Annotated in this window: 14 protein-coding genes; 6 read left to right on the forward strand and 8 right to left on the reverse strand. The window is 65.6% G+C overall.

Translation table 11 applies throughout. From position 1 onward, the window contains the following. Positions 1-15: 15 nt before the first annotated feature. Entirely contained in the window at positions 16-387 is a 372-nt protein-coding gene (locus tag QM741_RS05100; RefSeq protein ID WP_415206651.1) for a VOC family protein, read from the reverse strand. 131 nt (positions 388-518) lie between these two features. Between QM741_RS05100 and QM741_RS05105 the strand changes: the two genes are divergently transcribed. Further along, the gene (locus QM741_RS05105; protein ID WP_415206652.1) at positions 519-1,235 is read left to right on the forward strand and encodes a 2OG-Fe(II) oxygenase; all 717 of its coding nucleotides are present in this window, start codon (positions 519-521) and stop codon (positions 1,233-1,235) included. A gap of 126 nt (positions 1,236-1,361) precedes the next feature. Beyond that, complete coding sequence (locus QM741_RS05110) at positions 1,362-3,539, forward strand: hypothetical protein (protein WP_415206653.1); 2,178 nt, start codon at positions 1,362-1,364, stop codon at positions 3,537-3,539. A gap of 13 nt (positions 3,540-3,552) precedes the next feature. Here the strand turns inward: QM741_RS05110 and ilvA are convergent, their stop codons facing one another. Next, a complete protein-coding gene (gene ilvA, locus QM741_RS05115; RefSeq protein ID WP_415206654.1) occupies positions 3,553-5,115 on the reverse strand; it encodes a threonine ammonia-lyase, biosynthetic in 1,563 nt (520 codons plus the stop codon). A gap of 129 nt (positions 5,116-5,244) precedes the next feature. Here ilvA and QM741_RS05120 point away from each other — a divergent pair, with 129 nt between their 5' ends. Then, positions 5,245-6,564 (forward strand): M24 family metallopeptidase, encoded by a 1,320-nt coding sequence (locus tag QM741_RS05120; RefSeq protein WP_415206655.1) that lies wholly within the window; start codon positions 5,245-5,247, stop codon positions 6,562-6,564. A 9-nt stretch (positions 6,565-6,573) separates the two neighbouring features. Here QM741_RS05120 and QM741_RS05125 read toward each other — a convergent pair whose 3' ends face one another. The 5 genes from QM741_RS05125 to QM741_RS05145 all read right to left on the reverse strand — a co-directional run bounded on the left by QM741_RS05125 (position 6,574) and on the right by QM741_RS05145 (position 13,162). Further along, the gene (locus QM741_RS05125; protein ID WP_415206656.1) at positions 6,574-7,683 is read right to left on the reverse strand and encodes a PA0069 family radical SAM protein; all 1,110 of its coding nucleotides are present in this window, start codon (positions 7,681-7,683) and stop codon (positions 6,574-6,576) included. 79 nt (positions 7,684-7,762) lie between these two features. Further along, complete coding sequence (locus tag QM741_RS05130) at positions 7,763-9,613, reverse strand: glycoside hydrolase family 35 protein (protein ID WP_415209079.1); 1,851 nt, start codon at positions 9,611-9,613, stop codon at positions 7,763-7,765. Between the two features lie 58 nt (positions 9,614-9,671). Continuing rightward, the gene (locus QM741_RS05135; RefSeq protein WP_415206657.1) at positions 9,672-10,874 is read right to left on the reverse strand and encodes a glycoside hydrolase family 27 protein; all 1,203 of its coding nucleotides are present in this window, start codon (positions 10,872-10,874) and stop codon (positions 9,672-9,674) included. Positions 10,875-10,940: 66 nt separating this feature from the next. Then, the gene (locus QM741_RS05140) at positions 10,941-12,452 is read right to left on the reverse strand and encodes a S10 family peptidase (protein WP_415206658.1); all 1,512 of its coding nucleotides are present in this window, start codon (positions 12,450-12,452) and stop codon (positions 10,941-10,943) included. An 83-nt stretch (positions 12,453-12,535) separates the two neighbouring features. Continuing rightward, positions 12,536-13,162 carry a DUF4126 domain-containing protein gene (locus QM741_RS05145; RefSeq protein ID WP_415206659.1) on the reverse strand — a complete coding sequence of 209 codons (627 nt, stop codon included), beginning with the start codon at positions 13,160-13,162 and terminating at the stop codon, positions 12,536-12,538. Positions 13,163-13,329: 167 nt separating this feature from the next. Here QM741_RS05145 and QM741_RS05150 point away from each other — a divergent pair, with 167 nt between their 5' ends. After that, positions 13,330-13,623, forward strand: coding sequence for a hypothetical protein (locus tag QM741_RS05150; RefSeq protein WP_415206660.1), 294 nt, complete (start codon positions 13,330-13,332; stop codon positions 13,621-13,623). A gap of 82 nt (positions 13,624-13,705) precedes the next feature. Continuing rightward, complete coding sequence (locus QM741_RS05155; protein ID WP_415206661.1) at positions 13,706-13,954, forward strand: GlsB/YeaQ/YmgE family stress response membrane protein; 249 nt, start codon at positions 13,706-13,708, stop codon at positions 13,952-13,954. 95 nt (positions 13,955-14,049) lie between these two features. Here the strand turns inward: QM741_RS05155 and QM741_RS05160 are convergent, their stop codons facing one another. Beyond that, the gene (locus QM741_RS05160; RefSeq protein WP_415206662.1) at positions 14,050-15,702 is read right to left on the reverse strand and encodes an MFS transporter; all 1,653 of its coding nucleotides are present in this window, start codon (positions 15,700-15,702) and stop codon (positions 14,050-14,052) included. A 207-nt stretch (positions 15,703-15,909) separates the two neighbouring features. On the opposite strand from QM741_RS05160, the gene acs reads away from it, so the two are divergent. Beyond that, complete coding sequence (gene acs, locus QM741_RS05165; protein WP_415206663.1) at positions 15,910-17,850, forward strand: acetate--CoA ligase; 1,941 nt, start codon at positions 15,910-15,912, stop codon at positions 17,848-17,850. Positions 17,851-17,880 lie beyond the last annotated feature (30 nt).

Here is a 17,880-nt window from a genome sequence, read left to right on the forward strand (position 1 = left end):
GCCCGGCAAACCCGGTCAGACCGGCGACCAGAGGCCCACGCGATTGCCCTCGCAGTCGCGGAACTGCGCGTAGTAGCCCATGCCGGCCGGCAGCGCCGTGCGCGGGAGCAATGTATCGCCGCCGTGCTTCTGCACCCGGTCGAGCACCGGCGCGAGATTGTCGACGCCGAGGTAGACGATGCTGCCGTGGACGGTCGGCTGCACTTCGCCAATGACCAGCGCGCCGCTCGAATTGGGCTTGTCGCCACCACGCAGGATGGCGATGTCGCTGCCGGCGAAGTTCTGGCGGACGAGCGGTTGCGCCAGCACGATCTCGTAGAACTTCTGCGCGCGGTCGAGGTTTTCGGCAGGGATCTCGAACCAGGCGGGAACGTTGGGGTTCAACATGGCTTGCTCCGGAAAGGACGTGCGGAATTGCACGTCGCGCATCCTGCGCGCCCCCTGCTGCCAGCGTTTTGTCAGCAGCCTTGCCTCGCAGTCGGGCTAGAATGGACTTCCCAGCCACACGAAAAACGCCGATGGACCATCCCGACTTCATCGAAGTCTTCGCCGGCGCGCTGCCCGCCGAACGATGCCGCGCGCTGATCGCCGCCTACGAGGCCAGCGACAATATCCACCGCGGCGCGATGGGCGGCGGCGTGGAAACGTCGATGAAGAACAGCTGGGACATCTGCATCTCGGACGACGCGCGCTGGAAGCAGCCCGAGAACGCGCTCAACAATGCCATGCTGCGCGGCCTGCTCGCCTACCTGCGCAAGTACCCGTACACGATTCTCGGACCGGTCTGGCTGCGCATGAAGGATCCGCGGACCGGCACCTCGACCCTGCTCGATCCCGACAGCCTCGTCGCGCTCGACGACGCGCGCCTGACCGCACTCGTGATGAAGGCGTTCCGCCCCGGCAAGATCAACGTGCAGAAATACCTCGCCGACGAAGGCGGTTATCCGCGCTGGCATTGCGAGGTCTACCCCGAGCGCAAGCCCGACACGCTGAGCCGCACGCTGCTGTGGACGATCTATCTCAACGACGATTTCGACGAAGGCGAAACCGAGTTCTACCATCAGCGGCGCAAGATCGTGCCGAAGACCGGCAGTCTGCTGATCGCGCCGGCGGGTTTCACGCATACCCATCGCGGCAACAAGCCGAAAGGCAGGCACAAGTACATCGCGACGTCGTGGGTGCTGTTCCAGAGCGCGGAAGTCCTCTACGGCAACCCGGAGGCGGCGACGGGATAGGATGCGGATTCGCGCACAAAACGGAAATCGCGCGCAGCCTATGCTGCGGCTTGCCGTTCCGCGTCACGACCGGTAGTCGTGCAGCAGGGTCTTGCGGCAACCGATCATTCCTCCTGGAATCGAACGATGCGACATTCGCCCGGCCCGCTGTACGCGCTGTTGCTGACGTGGGCCGTTGCGACGGCGGCGCAGGCCACTCCGCGCTTCCCGTCCGGCGCGATCTGGAACCAGGACATCTCCGCGCAGTCTCCGGATCCGAACTCGGCAACGATGATCGCCGCCAGCGTCGGCTGGGGAACGGGGACCACGCAGTTCCAGATCGATTTCTCGATGCACACGCTGTACACCGCCGGGCAATCGGTGACGCCGACGGCGCTGGTCAAGGAATCGGGCTACTACCTGCCCGACTGCGACACCGGCCTGAGCGTGCCGCTGCCGGCGGTGGGCGCGATCGAAGGTTCGAGCAACTACACCTGCGATATCGCCGACAACGACTGCCACCTGTTCGTCGTCGACGGCAACGCGCTGTACGAATCCTACCAGACGACGGTGGACGCGGGCGGCCTGCATTCGCTATGTCTCGTGAAATGGCGGCTCGACCTCGTCTATCCGCAGAACGGCCGCGGCGACGGCTGCACGAGCGCGGATGCGGCGGGCTTTCCGATGGCGCCGCTGATCTTCGGTCCCGACGAGGTCTACGCCGCGATGCAAGCCGGCGGCGACCTCGGCCATGCGATCCGTTTCGTGATGCCGAACAGCCGCATGCGCCGCGGCGCCTACGTCCATCCGGCCAGCCACAACGGCGCGCCGAGTTCGTCGTCGCCCGACGCGATTCCGTACGGCGCGCGCCTGCGCCTGCAAGCGACCTTCGACATCTCCGCCTACAGCCCGGCCGCGCAGGTCATCCTGCGCACGCTGCAGAAGTACGGAATGTTCCTGTCCGACGGCGGCTCGGTTCCGTTGACCGCCGACGACGGCATGTTCAGCGCGCACAAGTGGAGCGACGCCAACATCAATCTCGGCTCGCATTCGCTGTTCGGCGTGGCCCTGGGCAATTTCGAGGTGATGCCGCTGGGCACGGTGATCGCCTACGACAACAGCAGCGAAACGGCGGAATGCGTGCGCAACAATTTCGGCGCCGCGCCGCTGCCGACGTTTCCGGCGCGCATCCTCGATACGCGCGCGGGCTATGCCACCATCGACGGCCAGTTCGCCGGCGGCGGTGCGCTAGGCGCGGCATCGACGCTCGACCTGCTCGTCGCAGGGCGCGGCGGCGTGCTCGCGAGCGGTGCGACCGCGGTCATGCTCAACCTGACCGCGACCAACACGACCGCAACCGGTTTCGTCACCGCGTGGCTGACCGGGACCGTTCGGCCGCTTGCGTCCAACCTCAACTTCGCCGCCGGGCAGACGGTGCCCAACCTCGTGCTCGCCAAGCTCGGCACCGGCGGCAAGGTGTCGCTGTTCAATTCAACGGGTACGACCGACCTGATCGCCGATAACGCGTGGTATTTCGACGCTGCCTCGCAGGTGACGGCACTCGTTCCCGCACGCGTCCTCGATACGCGCCCCGGATCGGCGACCGTCGATGGCCAGTTTGCCGGCGCCGGTGCGTTGGGCGGCGGCCGCAAACTCGACCTCAAAGTCACTGGGCGTGGCGGCTTGCCCGCCAGCGGCATCGCCGGAGTGATCATGAACCTCACCGCGACCGGCCCCACCGCCAGCGGCTTCATCACGGCATGGCCGGGCGGCCAAGCGCAACCGCTCGCTTCCAACCTCAACTTCACGCCCGCGCAGACCGTGCCGAATCTCGTCATCACCGGCGTCGGAACGAATGGCGAGATATCGCTGTTCAACTCCGCCGGCAATACCCAACTGATCGCCGACGTCGCCGGCTGGTTTCCGAGCGGCGCCGAGTTGACTTCGCTCACGCCGGCACGGTTGCTCGACACGCGCGCGGGCGCCGGCACGGTGGACGGCAAATTCGCCGGCGGCGGCGCGATCCGCGCCCAGGGCGTACTCGATCTCGACGTCAGCGGCCGCGGTGGCGTGCCTGCGAGCGGCGTGGCGGCGGTCGTGTTGAACGTCACCGCGGTTTCGCCGAGCGGGACCGGCTTCGTTACGGTCTGGCCTTCGGGTTTCTCGCAACCGAACGCCTCGAACCTCAACTTCACTCCGGGGCAGACGCGCCCGAATCTCGTGGTCGCCGCGATCGGCAGCAACGGCAAGGTCAGCCTGTTCAACTCCGCCGGAACGACCGATATCGTCGTCGACGTGCTGGGGTGGCTGGCGCCGGGGTCGTAACGCAAGTCTCGGCTTAGTCCGCGGGGCCGCGCAGCAACAGCCGATATGCCGGATTCGCGCTCTCGTCGCGATAGGCGTAACCCAACCTCGAGAGGAAATCGGCGAACGCGGCGCGATCGCCCGGCGGCACCTGGATGCCGACCAGGATGCGGCCGTAGTCGGCGCCGTGGTTGCGATAGTGGAACAGGCTGATGTTCCAGGCCGGGTCGAGCGCGTCGAGGAAGCGCGCGAGCGCGCCGGGGCGTTCGGGGAAATCGAAGCGGTAAAGCAGCTCGTCGACGGCAAGGTCGCCGCGACCGCCGATCATGTAGCGCAGATGCAGTTTGGCGAGTTCATCGTGGGTGAGGTCGAGCACGTCGAAGCCGCCGCTGGCGAAAGCCGTGGCGATGCGTGCGGGCTCGTCGCGGTCGCGGATCTGCACGCCGACGAACAGGCGCGCACGTTTCGTGTCGCCGATACGGTAATTGAATTCGGTGATGCTGCGCGCGCCGAGCAGCGCACAGAAGCGGCGGAAACTGCCCCGCTCCTCGGGGATGGTTATCGCGAACAGCGCTTCGCGCGCCTCGCCGACTTCGGCGCGTTCGGCGACGAAGCGCAGGCGGTCGAAATTGAGGTTGGCGCCGCTGGCGATCGCGACCAGCGTTTCGCCACGCAGATTTTCGCGCTCGGTATACTTTTTCAGGCCGGCGACGGCGAGCGCACCGGCGGGCTCCAGCATGCTGCGCGTGTCGGCGAACACGTCCTTGATTGCGGCGCAGAGCGCGTCGGTATCGACGCGCAGCACTTCGTCGACATGTTCGCGGCAAAGGCGGAAGGTTTCTTCGCCTACGAACTTGACAGCGGTGCCGTCGGAGAACAGGCCGACCTCGCTCAGTTCGACGCGCGCGCCTTGTTCGAGCGAACGCGCCATCGCGTCGGAATCCTCGGTTTGCACGCCGATGATTTTGATTTCCGGGCGAACGGCTTTCACGTAGGCGGCGACGCCCGCGATCAGACCGCCGCCGCCGATCGGCACGAAGATCGCGTGGATCGGGCCCTGGTGCTGGCGCAGGATTTCCATTGCGACCGTGCCCTGGCCCGCGATCACGTCGGCATCGTCGAACGGATGCACGAGCGTCAGCCCGCGCTCCGCGCCGAGCTTCACCGCGGCCGCGTAGGCGTCGCTGTACGACTCGCCCGCGAGCACGATCTCGACCGCATCGCCACCGTGCGCGCGCACCGCGTCGATCTTCACCTGCGGCGTCGTCACCGGCATCACGATCACGGCGCGCGTGCCGAGCCTGCGCGCCGCGAGCGCGACGCCTTGCGCATGGTTTCCCGCCGACGCTGCGAACACGCCGCGAGCGCGTTGCTCGGCGGAAAGCTGCGCCATCTTGTTGTACGCGCCGCGCAGCTTGAACGAGAACACCGGCTGGTTGTCCTCGCGCTTGAGGTATACGCAATTGCCCGTGCGCGCGGACAGGTTCGGCGCGAAGTCGAGTTCGGATTCGCGCGCGACGTCATAGACGCGGGCGGTGAGGATGCGGCGCAGGTAATCGTGGACCGTGGTCATTTCCGCGAGCGTATCATGCGCCACGGCGAAAACTGAGCACGCGCCGTGTCCGGTGATTGACGTATCCGGCCGGACGTAACACGATGCAGCCGGCCGCGTGTATCGCGAAACCGATATCCTGAAATTTCAGCCACACATCCTTCCGGGGGAATCATGCAATTCACTCGTCGCCGTTTTCTTTCCACAGGACTCACGACAACGGCCGGAGCCGCCCTGATCTCGAAGTCTTTTGTCGCGCGCGCAGAGGCTGCGGCTTCGCCGTCGTATCCCGCGATCGAGCGTCTGCCGAAGCTGTCCGGACAGGCCCGTGCGTTCACGAACGAGGAACGGCTGGCGCGCATCGAACGCGCGAAGCGGCTGATGGCCGCGAACAGGATCGACGCCATTCTCATCTCCAGCGGCACGTCCGGGCTTTACTTCGCCAATTTGCGAATGGGCGGCAGCGAGCGGCTGTGGGCACTGGTGATTCCGGCGAAAGGAAAACCGTTCGTGGTGACGCCGGCGTTCGAGGAAGGGCGCGCAAGGGAAACGCTGGACGCGGGACCGTTCGGCAAGGACGCGGAGGTACTGACGTGGCAGGAGGATGAAAGTCCGTTCGTGCTCGTGGGCAAGGGGCTGCGCGACCGCGGGATCGCCACGGGCAGGCTCGGCATCGACGAGAACACGAAGTTCGTTTTCGCCGATTCGATCCGCGCGGCGAATCCGCACCTGACACTGGTGAGCGCCACGCCGGTCACAGCCGGCTGCCGCATGGTCAAGGAGCCGCACGAGCTGGAGTGCATGCGCCTGGCCTGCAAGGCTACGCTGATGGTCTATCGCGCCGTGGCGCAGTCGGTGCGCGAGGGCATGACGAACGCGGACGTGGAAAAGCTGGTGCAGTTGGCCTACGAACGCGTGGGTTTTCCGGGCGAGGCCTCGCTCAACATCGACGAGTTCACCGCGCTGCCGCACGGCTCGGCCAAGCCGCAGACGCTGCACGAGGGTTCGATCCTGATGCTGGACGACGGCTGCCTGGTGGAGGGCTACCAGTCCGATCTCACGCGCACGTTCGTGCTCGGCAAACCCACCGACAAGATGAAAAAGGTGTTCGACATCGTGAAGGCCGCGCAGACGGCAGGCCTGAAAGCGGCGCGGCCGGGTGTCGTGACCGGCGAGGTGGACGCCGCTGCGCGCAAGGTGATCGTCGACGCGGGCTACGGCCCGGGATTCGCGTACTTCACCCACCGCCTCGGCCACGGCATCGGCATGGACGGACACGAGTGGCCGTACTTCGTGAAGAACGACATGTTCGGCTGGGACCTGGCGCCGAAGCTGAAGGTGGGCATGACCCTGAGCGACGAGCCGGGCGTGTACATCAAGGGCGAATTCGGCGTGCGCCTTGAGGACGAATTGGTGGTGACGGAAAACGGCGCGGAACTGCTGACGCCGCAGAGTCCCTCGATCGAAGATCCGTTTGGGGGGATGGCGTACTAGGTCACGTCGCTAGAACAGTTCGCCCTGCGGCGATGCTGCGCGCGGCACGCGGAACAGGCTGGTATCGAGCTGCACCGGTCGGCCGCGGCTGATGGCGTATTTGCGGCAGGCGAGCTGGAAACGCTGTCGGATCAGTTCGGCGAACTCGCCTTCGCCGCGCATGCGCGAACCGAAGTTCGGATCGTTGTCGCGGCCGCCGCGCATCTGCCGGATCAGGCTCATCACGTGATCGGCACGCTCGGGTACGTGCAGCGCCAGCCATTCGCGGAACAAATTCTTCAGTTCGTAGGGAAGGCGCACGATCGTGTAGCCCGCCGCAGGCGCGCCGGCCTGCGCCGCAGATTCGAGAATCTTCTCAAGGTATTTGTCGGTAACCATCGGGATGATCGGGGCGACCATGACGCCGCACGGCACGCCCGCGGCGTTGAGCGTTTCGATCGCTTTCAGGCGCCGGTGCGGCGCGCTCGCACGCGGCTCCAGCGTCGAGGCGAGACGGTTGTCGAGCGAGGTGACCGAGACGAAAACGTGCACGAGGTTGTCGCGCGCGAGCGGTGTGAGCAGATCGATGTCGCGTTCGACCAGCGCATTCTTGGTGATGATCGTGAACGGGTGCCGGTGTTCAGCCAGCACTTCGATGATCGAGCGCACGATGCGATAGCGCCGCTCGATCGGCTGGTACGGATCGGTGTTCGCGCCGAGGTTGATCGGCGAGCAGACGTAGTTCGGCTTCGCCAGCTCCTTGCGCAGTTGTTCGGCGGCGTTGGTCTTCGCGAACAGCCTAGTCTCGAAATCGATGCCCGGCGAAAGATTGAGGTAGCTATGCGACGGTCGCGCGTAGCAATAGATGCAGCCGTGTTCGCAGCCGCGGTAGGCGTTGATCGAATGGGTGAAAGCGATGTCCGGCGATTCGTTGTGGCTGATGATCGTGCGCGCACGCTCCTCGGTCACCGTCGTTTCGGGACGCGGTTCGGGTTCCGTTTCCCGCTCCCAGCCGTCGTCCTCGCGCGTCGCCGTGAGCGACTCGAAGCGCCCTTCGGGATTCGACGGCGCGCCGCGACCCTTGATGCGCATCGGCACGTCGAGGCGGTTCGCATAGTCCGGAGTGCGTTCGCGGCGCATGGGACGAGTATGCGCCGGCAACGTCTCACCGATTGCGAAACGGCGGTCGATGCCGCGGCCCGCGAACGCCTATGCTGCGCTAATGCGGCGACAGCGACGGCGGCGCGACGTCGAGCACGGGTTTGTCGCGCAGCGTCACGTTCGCGCGTTCGACGCCGGTCAGGTCGAGCACGATCACCTCGTTGCCTTGCGGCTTCAGCCATACGCCCGGCACATACAGCGTGCGCTGCGGGCCGATGTTCCAGTGGCGCCCGAGCGCGCGGCCGTTGAGCCAGACGAAACCCTTGTTCCAGCCCGCCGTGTCGAGAAACGTATCGGCGGCGGCATCGCCGGACCTCGCCGCCTCGAAACGGCCGCGGTAGAAACACGGCGCGGCGGCGCAGGATTTGTCCGCATAGCGATAGTCGGCGACGCCGTCGAGCGGCAGCGGATAGATCTTCCAGCCCTCGAGCCGCACGCCACGCAGCGAGACCGAGCCTGTGATGCCCTTGCGCTCGCCGCGCAACTGCTTGCCGAAATTGATCCGCCCGGTGTTCTCGACGAGGATGTCGAGTACGCTGCCGCGGTGCGTCTCGATCGCGAGGGAAGATTGACCCAGACGGCGATCGAGCGTGCCGGCAAGCACGCCGTCGACGTAGACGCGCGCATAGTCGTGCAGACCGTCGAGCGCCAGCTTGCCGCCGCCGCCCGCAAGCGTGGTGCGATAGAGAATGTAGCCGTAGGCCTGGTCGAGATCCTCCATGGTCTTCACGTCGCGCGAGACGACGGGCGCAGGCAGGTTGTCCCAGAGCGACGCGGATTCGGGCAGTGCGACGGCGCCGATCGTCTGCGGCGGCGGCATGGACGGTACCGCGGGCGGCGCGACGCCGGTCGCTTTCGCGATCGCGTCGCGGAACGCGAAATATTTCGGCGTGGGGCGGCCGCTTTCGTCGAGGCCGACGTCGTAGTCGTAGCTGGTCACGTCGGGCTGGTAGCGCTTGCCGTCCCAGTTCGCGCCGTTCATCCAGCCGAAGCTGGTGCCGCCGTGGAACATGTACAGACTCAGCGAATAGCCCTGGCCGAGCATCCAGCCGATCTCCGCCGCCTCCTGTTTTGCGTCGGAGGTGTTGTGCGGCTCGCCCCAATGGTCGAACCAACCATCCCAGTATTCGCCGCTGAGGAACGGACCGTGCGGACGCAATTCGCGCAGTTTCGCGAATTCTTTTTGCGCCTCGCCCGTGCCGAAATTGATCGCGGTGGGAAGATCGGGCAACGAACCTTTCGCCACCTGGTCGCCGCCGTCGGCGGTATAGAGCAGGCTGCGATCGAAGCCGGCGGCGACGAGGGTGCGACGCACGTCTTCCATGTAGGCGCGATCGGAATCGAAGCTGCCGTACTCGTTCTCGACCTGCACGGCGATGATCGGACCGCCGTGCGCGAACTGCAGCGGTTCGAGCTCTCGGCCGAGCCGGTGCAGCCAGCGCATCGCGGGTTCGAGGTACTTGGGATCGCGGCTGCGCACGACGGTTGTGCGGTCCTTGAGCAGCCATGCCGGAAAACCGCCGAATTCCCACTCGGCGCAGACGTAAGGGCCGGGGCGCAGGATCACGTAGAGCCCTTCGTCCTGCGCGGCGCGGACGAACGCGGCCACGTCGTTCTGGCCGGCGAAATCGTAATGGCCCGGACTGCGCTCGTGCACGTTCCAGAAGACGTAGGCGGTGACCGCGTTGAGGCCCATCGCCTTGGCCATCTTCAAACGCGCATGCCAGTACTCGCGCGGGATCCGCAGGTAGTGCATTTCACCGGAGACGATGTGGAAGGGTTTGCCGTCGAGCAGGAATTGGCCTTGTTCGACGACGAGGCCCGGCGTTGCGGCAGCCGGCGCGGCGCCGGCCGGGGAGACGGCCAACGCAACGGCGGCCACTATGCCTATTTGTATACTTTTCAGCACCGGCATCGAAAAAGGCTCAAGAATTCGGAAGAACGGCACGGCCGCTTTCCGGCGTGCGTCACGCTGCGCTGATCCGGTACATCGCCGAGGCATGCGGCGCGAGCTTGATCTTGATCGCGCCGTCGCCCCGGGTCTCGCCGTGCCGCCACAAATCGCGCACGACGTAACTGCCCGGCTTCAGGCGCAGATCCTTCGCGGCGACGGCGACATCGCGCACAGCCTCGCCGGAATTGAACACGACCACGGCGCGGCTGCCATCCCCGAGCGGCTTGACGATCACGTCGACGCCGGTCGCGGCATCGTGGCGCACGCGCCAGCCTTGCTCGCCGAGCGCATCCTGGTCGACCGCGATCACTTCCTTGTTGAGCAGGATCTTCAGCGCTTCGGGCTTGATCGTGCGCAGGTCGGTGCCGATCAGCAGCGGCGCGGCCATGATCGCCCACAAGCTGAAGTGGCTGCGGTACTCGGCATCGCTCATGCCGCCGTTGCCGACTTCGAGCATGTCCGGATCGTTCCAGCGGCCGTGGCCGCCGTTGCCGGCCAGCTCGACGTTGCGCTCGTAGTTCTCGAGCATCGATTTGTAGTTGTCGCTGATGTCGCCCGTCGTGCGCCAGGACTGCGCGCCGACCGGCTCGCCGCCCCACAGCCACGGCTTGTTCTCGCCCCATTCGCACAGCGAATAGAAGATCGGCCTGCCGGTCGCGCGCAAGGCTTCGCCCATCGCCCGATAGCGGATGCGCGCATCGATGTTCTCGTTGTTGCAGTTGTCGTACTTGAGATAGTCGACGCCGAACGAGGCGAACAACGCGGCATCCTGTTTCTCGTGATGCAGCGCGCCCGGAAAACCGCCTTCCTCGGTCGTTGCGCACGTATGCGCGCCGGCACTGGTGTAGACGCCGAATTTTAGGCCCTTGGAATGGATGTAGTCGGCGAGCGCCTTGAGCCCGTGCGGAAAGCGTTTGGCGTCGACGACGAGATTGCCGTCGGCGTCGCGTTCGCTCTCGGCCCAGCAGTCGTCGATGTTGACGTAGGTGTAACCGGCGTCCTTGAGGCCGAGCTCGATGAACTTGTCGGCGATGCCGCGGATCATCGCTTCGTTGAACTCGGTGCGGCAGTGCGTGGAGTTCCAGTTGTTGAAGCCCATCTGCGGCGTCGGCGCGAGGTCGGCCGCGCTCCCTGCGGCTTGCGCGCCGGGCGACGCGGCAACAGCGCACAACGCGAACGCCAGCGAGCGCAGGGCTTTCGGAATCAAATGTTTCATCGACATCCTCCGCGGGGCACAACGGACATCACCAGCATTCGGCCACCCCCTCGGCGCACGGCGGCGTCAATGCACCGCGTACATCGCCATCACGTCGCGGCGCAACGCCTGTTGGCTGTCGCCGCGGCTGTAGAACATATGGCCACCCGGATATTCCTTGACCTGCACACGATTCGGATCGCCCATCAGCGGCATCTGGTCGACGATGAGCCTGGACGCCATGAACGGGCACGACAGGTCGTCCCAGCCATGCACGATCAGCACGCGCAGCTTCGAATCGATCGCGACCGACTGGCGCAATTGCGTGACCGAACCCTTGTTCGTCTCCTCTTCGCCGTTCCATAGGCGGCCGACGTCGTAGCTGAGCGCGTTGTAGCGACCCATGTATTTCCAGCCGACCGTGCGCGTGATGAAATCGACCATCGCGCTCGTCGTCGGCGCGATGATGGAATCGAGCAACGGATCGTTGGTGCGCTGCTGCGGCGCGAACGGGAACGGATCCCACTCGGTCACGTTGGAGTCGTAGCGGCTGCCGAGTTTGCCCTCGTTGCGGTAGACCTCGCGCAGGTAGGCCTGGGTTTCCAGACGCCCGCCGGAGCGCCGCACGAAGGCCGGATCGAGGCCCGACAGTTCCGTCACCCGCTTGACGATGCGCTCCACGGCTTGCGGGTCGGAGCGGCCCTTGAGCAGGTCGGTCACGTAGTCGCCGCGCGTGTATTCGACGATCTGCGCCATTCCCGCATCGGTCAGCTTGCCCTGGCGTTCGAGATTGGCGGCGCTGATGCTCGGCAAGGTCAGCATCCACGGTAGCGGCGACAGGTCGCCGTTGTTTTCGGCGTTCGGTTCGAGATACGGCGACACCAGCACCACGCCGTTCATCGCGACGCCGAGTCGGGTCTGCAGGAAATGCGTGATGCGCGGCCCGCGGAAACCGCCGTAGCTTTCGCCGACGAGATATTTGCGCGACATGAGCCGGTCGTTCTTCACGAGCCAGTCGTAGACGATGCGCGAAAGGTATTCGATGTCGGCCCCGGTCGAGTAAAAACGCTTCTTCGCCTCGGCCTCGTCGACGCGCGAGCGGCTGAAGCCCGTGCCGACCGGGTCGATGAAGACGAGATCGGTGAAATCGAGCCAGCTCCCGGCGTTGTCGATCGGCGTGGCCGGATCCGAAGGGCTGTCGCCCGCGCTGCCGAACTGCACGCGCTTGGGGCCGATCGCGCCGAGATTGAGATACACCGACGACGCGCCGGGGCCGCCGTTGAGCGCGAACGTCACCGGCCGGTCCTTGCCGGGCACGATGTAGGCGACGAACATGACGTCGGCGACGGTCTTGCCCTTGTCGTCGAGCACGGGCAGCGAGCCGACGGTGGCGTCGTAGGCGATCGTCTTGCCCGCGATCGTGGTCGTCTGCCTCACCGTCTTGTCGGCGGGGAAGGGCGGCAGCTTGGTTTCGTCGGGTTTGCCGGCGGCTTCCTTTTGCCCGCCCTTGGGGTTGTCGTCGGCCCAGGTCGGCGCGGCGATCAGCGTCGCCGCCATCGCGGCGGCGGCGAACAGGAATTTCGGCAAACGGGCAGGCATGGCGGCACCTTGCTGGATCGATGGACACGATCGCTCAGCATAGCAAGCGACGGGCGTTTGCCATGTGCCAAAAGCAAGGGTGATCAGGCCGAAGGCAGCCGCATGGGTGCCGCAGGCGCCGGCTCGCCGGAGCCGGTCAACTTGCGCCAGATGCGCGCGAGATACCGGAACACCTTCGGCAACAGCCAGATCGTCAGCAGGATGAAAAGAGCGAGCAACACGAGAAATGCGGCCGGATGCGCAAACATCAGCCACAGCCCGCCGAGCAAGACGCCGTCCTCGCCCGCACTCGCCGTCCAGTTGGTGAACGGCTCGGGCGAGGTGTTGATCGCCGCGCGCGTGCCGGCCTTGGCCAGATGCGTGCCGCCCGCGATCGCGCCGCCGAGGATGCCGGCCGCCATCTGCAGCGCCGGCCCCTGGTCGCCCATCGCGCCCCAGGCCAGCAGTGCGCCGATCGGAATGCGGATGAAGGTGTGGATCGAATCCCAGATCGAATCGAAGCCGGGCACCTTGTCGGCGAGGAATTCGGCGACGAGCATGACGCCCGAAGCGCCGAGCACCCAGTTGTGTTCGAGCAGAACGAGATCGTTCGGCAGGTGCACGTAGCCGAAGCGGCCGAGCAGGCCGACGATGAAGATCGCCGCGTACAGACGAATGCCGCTGGCCCAGGCCAGACCGCCGGCCAGGGCGATTTGCTGCAGATGTTCCATGATCGCCTCCGCGCGTCACGACATCGACGGGGGTATTGTAGGGCCGACCGATGAATCCGCCATGATCGGAAAATGCGCCAGGTCGCCCGATTGCCACCGCTGCTCCCCTCGGCTCTCGCTTTGGCGACACGCCCTGTGGCAGCATGCACCGCATCGGAGGGAATGCCATGCGCTGGATCTTGCTCGTTGCCGCGATCGTCGGCCTCGCCATCGCCTTCACGACCACCTCGCCCGCCCTGATGGGCCTCGGCCTGATCCTCGGCTGTGGCGGGCTGCTCTGCTTCGGCCTTGCCCTCGCCGCGGCGCGCATTGCACGGACCGCGCAGCCGGAAACCGCCCTGATCGTCGATCCGGAAATCAGCGCGTTGCGCGCGAAGGCGAACCAGACGAAATCGGCAGGCGCCGTTCCGCGCAAGCCGGCACCCGCGGCCGAACCGGGCAGCTCCGATCGCGACGCCTGATTTTATTGCACCGCGCTTTGACAAACATGTCGCGAAGCGCACAATGGCCGTGCGGTCAACCGATCGCTACCAGGAGTGCGGCATGGAATTCCTCATTTATCTGATCGTGGGTGCGATCGCCGGCTGGCTGGCCGGTGTCGTGGTGAAAGGCGGCGGCTTCGGCCTGATCGGCGACATCATCGTCGGCATTCTCGGCGGTTTGATTGCCGGATGGCTGTGCGCGCACGTTCTCAACTTCTCGGTCGGCGGCGGCATCATCGGCCAGATTATCACCTCGGCAATCGGCGCGATCATCCTGCTCTTGATCATCCGCTTGGTGAAAAAGGCGTAGCCGCCGTTTTTGCCCTTGAAGAAAAAGGCCGGAAGCAAATGCTTCCGGCCTTTTTTGTTTCCCGGTCGCCGCAGCGACGAAAACGGGGAATGGAATCACTTCGTGATGTCGACGTCCTTCGTTTCGGGCAGGAACAACGAGCCGATGACGAAACAGCCGGCGGCGACAATGACCGGATACCACAGGCCCTGGTACTGGTTGCCGCTGGAGGCGACCAGCGCGAACGCGGTCGCCGGCAGGAAGCCGCCGAACCAGCCGTTGCCGATGTGGTAGGGCAGGCTCATCGAGGTGTAGCGGATGCGCGTCGGGAAGAGCTCGACCAGCCACGCCGCGATCGGGCCGTAGACCATCGTCACGAGGATCACGAGATACAGCACCAGCAGGAAGACCATGAGCTTGTTGATCGACGCATCGTCGGCCTTGGCCGGGTAGCCGGCGGCTTTCAGCGCGGCGTCGACCTGCTTGTTGAACTCGGCGCCTTTTTCCTTCGCGTCGGGCGCGGTGGCGTCGTACGACGCGATCGGTTCGGCGCCGCCGATCTTCACGCTCGCGAGCGTGCCGGCGGGCGCGGCCTCTTTCGTGTACGACACGCCGGCCTTGACGATCTTGCCGACGAGCACGTCGCACGAACTCGTGAACTTCGACGCGCCGACCGGATCGAACTGCGGCGAACAGTTCGCCGGATCGGCCGTGACCGTGATCGGATTGGCCGCGGTCGCCGCTTCGAGCGCCGGATTGGCGTAGTGCGTGAGCGCCTTGAACACCGGGAAATAGGTCAGCGCCGCGAGCAGGCAACCGGCCATCACGATGCCTTTGCGGCCGATCCTGTCGGACAGCGCGCCGAACACGACGAAGAACACCGAGCCGACGAGCAGGGCGAGCGCGACCAGTATGTCCGCCGTATTCGAGTCCACCTTGAGCGTGGACAGCAGGAACGCGCGCACATAGAACTGGCCGCCGTACCAGACCACCGCCTCGCCCGCGGTCGCGCCGAGCAGCGCGAGCAGGACGATCTTGCCGTTCGCCCAGTTGCCGAAGCTGTCGATGATCGGCGACTTCGAGCCCTTGCCCTCGGCCTTCATCTGCTGGAACAGCGGCGATTCGTGCAGCTGCATGCGGATGTAGATCGAGATGACCAGAAGGCCGATCGAAATCCAGAACGGCACGCGCCAGCCCCAGCCCGCGAACGCTTCGGCGCTCATGCTGTTGCGCACGACCAGCAGCACGATCAGCGACAGGAACAGGCCCAGCGTCGCCGTCGTCTGGATCCAACTCGTGTAAACGCCGCGCTTGCCGGGAGGAGCGTGTTCCGCCACGTAGGTCGCCGCGCCGCCGTATTCGCCGCCGAGCGCGAGCCCCTGCAGCAGTCGCAGCGAAATCAGGATGATCGGCGCGGCCATGCCGATGGATTTGTAGACCGGGATGAATCCGACCAGGGCGGTCGACAAGCCCATGATCACGATCGTGATCAGGAAGGTGTACTTGCGGCCGATCAGATCGCCCAGACGGCCGAACACCAGCGCCCCGAACGGCCGCACCGCGAAACCCGCGGCGAACGCAAGCCAGGTGAAGATCAACTGCGTCGTCGGATTGAACCCGGTGAAGAAGTTCGTCGCGATGACCGCGCCGAGCGAACCGTACAAATAAAAGTCGTACCACTCGAACACGGTGCCGAGACTCGATGCGCCGATCACGCGCACGTGTTCGCGCGTCAGTGGTGCAGCACTGCCCTGGATAGTCGTAGCCATAGCCCTTTCTCCCCGATGGTCGTCGACTCCGCGGCGGCCCGAAGGACGACTTGTGGCGTCTCGTCCCGCGAACGCAGAATCACGGGTCGCAGTATCGCTGCGACAGAAAGATGCAGTCAGTTGGACCAAGGTCCGATTCCGCGGTCCGCGAAAAGGGGCGAATTTGCCAATCCGCACCAAGCAACAGATTGAAAGGTAGGCAAGGTCATGTCGAAGAATTATCCGGTGCCCGCGGACTTCGCGGCCAAGGCGCGCGTCAGCGCCGTCCAGTACGAGAAGGAATTCGCCGAATCGATAAAGGACCCCGAAGGTTTCTGGGGCCGCATCGGCAAGCGTCTCGACTGGATCACGCCCTATACCAAAGTCAAGGACGTGTCGTTCGACGCGAAGGACCTGCACATCCGTTGGTTCCACGACGGCACGCTCAATCTCGCCGCAAACTGCCTCGATCGCCACCTTGCCACGCGCGGCAACAAAACCGCGATTCTCTGGGAGGGCGACGATCCGTCCGAATCCAAACGCGTGACCTATCGCGAACTACACGAGCAGGTCTGCCGCGCGGCGAACCTGCTCAAGAACCTCGGCGTGAAGAAGGGCGATCGCGTGACGATCTACCTGCCGATGATTCCCGAGGCTGCGGTCGCGATGCTCGCCTGCGCGCGCATCGGCGCGATCCACTCGATCGTGTTCGGCGGCTTCTCGCCCGACTCGATCGCCGGGCGCATCGCCGACTGCACGTCCAAGATCGTCATCACCGCCGACGAGGGCCTGCGCGGCGGCAAGAAGGTGCCGCTCAAGGTCAACGTCGACGAGGCGCTGAAGAAGCCGGGTACGAACAGCGTCGAGACCGTGCTCGTGGTCAAGCGTACCGGCGGCCCGGTGAACATGCAGGCGCCGCGCGACCGCTGGTGGGACGCGCTGATCGCCGAGCAGAGCGCGGAGTGTCCGCCCGAGCCGATGAACGCCGAGGATCCGCTGTTCATCCTGTACACCTCGGGCTCGACCGGCAAACCGAAAGGCGTGCTGCACACGACCGGCGGCTACGGCGTGTTCGCGAGCTACACGCACGAATGCGTGTTCGACCTGCGCGAGGACGACGTGTACTGGTGCACGGCCGACGTCGGCTGGGTCACCGGGCACAGCTACATCGTCTACGGTCCGCTGGCGAACGGCGCGACCTCGCTGATGTTCGAGGGCATTCCGAACCATCCGGACGTGTCGCGCTTCTGGCAGGTCGTCGACAAGCATCGGGTGACGCTGTTCTACACCGCACCGACCGCGATCCGCGCGCTGATGCGCGAGGGCGAGGCACCGGTCAAGAAAACCCAACGGACGTCTTTACGGCTATTGGGCTCGGTCGGCGAGCCGATCAATCCCGAGGCCTGGGAGTGGTACTACCACGTCGTCGGCGACGGCCGCTGCCCGATCGTCGACACCTGGTGGCAGACCGAGACGGGCGGCATCCTCATCACGCCGCTGCCCGGCGCGATCGCGACCAAACCCGGGTCGGCGACGAAACCGTTCTTCGGCGTGCAGCCCGCGCTCGTCGACGCCAACGGCACGGTGCTCGAAGGCGAGACCGAAGGCAATCTGATCCTGACCGACTCGTGGCCGGGCCAGATGCGCACCGTCTACGGCGACCACGAGCGCTTCATCGACACCTACTTCAAGACCTATCCGGGCAACTACTTCACCGGCGACGGCGCGCGCCGCGACGCCGACGGCTACTACTGGATCACCGGTCGCGTCGACGACGTGATCAACGTGTCCGGCCATCGCATGGGCACGGCCGAGGTCGAGAGCGCGCTCGTCGGCCATCCTGCCGTGGCCGAAGCCGCCGTGGTCGGCTGTCCGCACGACATCAAGGGCCAGGGCATCTACGCCTACGTCACGCTCAAGGCCGGCGTCGAGGGCACGGACGCGCTGCGTAAGGAACTGATCGCGCACGTGCGCAAGGAGATCGGCCCGATCGCCACACCCGACCATCTGCAGTGGGCGCCGGGACTGCCGAAGACGCGCTCGGGCAAGATCATGCGCCGCATCCTGCGCAAGATCGCCGAGAACGCGCCGGACCAGCTCGGCGACATCTCGACCCTGGCCGATCCATCGGTGGTGAAGAATCTGGTCGACACGCGCCTGATCCGCTGACGGCTTGACGCAACCCGGCGCATGGCCAAG

This window comes from Rudaea sp., assembly GCF_047601565.1.
Lineage (GTDB): Bacteria > Pseudomonadota > Gammaproteobacteria > Xanthomonadales > Rhodanobacteraceae > Rudaea.

Coding starts and splice junctions, on each gene's coding strand:
- QM741_RS05125 (WP_415206656.1), bottom strand. CDS start 7,683: ATGCGCCGCGAACGCACTCCGGACTATGCGAACCGCCTCGACGTGCCG.
- QM741_RS05160 (WP_415206662.1), bottom strand. CDS start 15,702: ATGGCTACGACTATCCAGGGCAGTGCTGCACCACTGACGCGCGAACAC.
- QM741_RS05140 (WP_415206658.1), bottom strand. CDS start 12,452: ATGCCTGCCCGTTTGCCGAAATTCCTGTTCGCCGCCGCCGCGATGGCG.
- QM741_RS05135 (WP_415206657.1), bottom strand. CDS start 10,874: ATGAAACATTTGATTCCGAAAGCCCTGCGCTCGCTGGCGTTCGCGTTG.
- acs (WP_415206663.1), top strand. CDS start 15,910: ATGTCGAAGAATTATCCGGTGCCCGCGGACTTCGCGGCCAAGGCGCGC.
- QM741_RS05105 (WP_415206652.1), top strand. CDS start 519: ATGGACCATCCCGACTTCATCGAAGTCTTCGCCGGCGCGCTGCCCGCC.
- QM741_RS05110 (WP_415206653.1), top strand. CDS start 1,362: ATGCGACATTCGCCCGGCCCGCTGTACGCGCTGTTGCTGACGTGGGCC.
- QM741_RS05100 (WP_415206651.1), bottom strand. CDS start 387: ATGTTGAACCCCAACGTTCCCGCCTGGTTCGAGATCCCTGCCGAAAAC.
- QM741_RS05120 (WP_415206655.1), top strand. CDS start 5,245: ATGCAATTCACTCGTCGCCGTTTTCTTTCCACAGGACTCACGACAACG.
- QM741_RS05145 (WP_415206659.1), bottom strand. CDS start 13,162: ATGGAACATCTGCAGCAAATCGCCCTGGCCGGCGGTCTGGCCTGGGCC.
- QM741_RS05155 (WP_415206661.1), top strand. CDS start 13,706: ATGGAATTCCTCATTTATCTGATCGTGGGTGCGATCGCCGGCTGGCTG.
- QM741_RS05150 (WP_415206660.1), top strand. CDS start 13,330: ATGCGCTGGATCTTGCTCGTTGCCGCGATCGTCGGCCTCGCCATCGCC.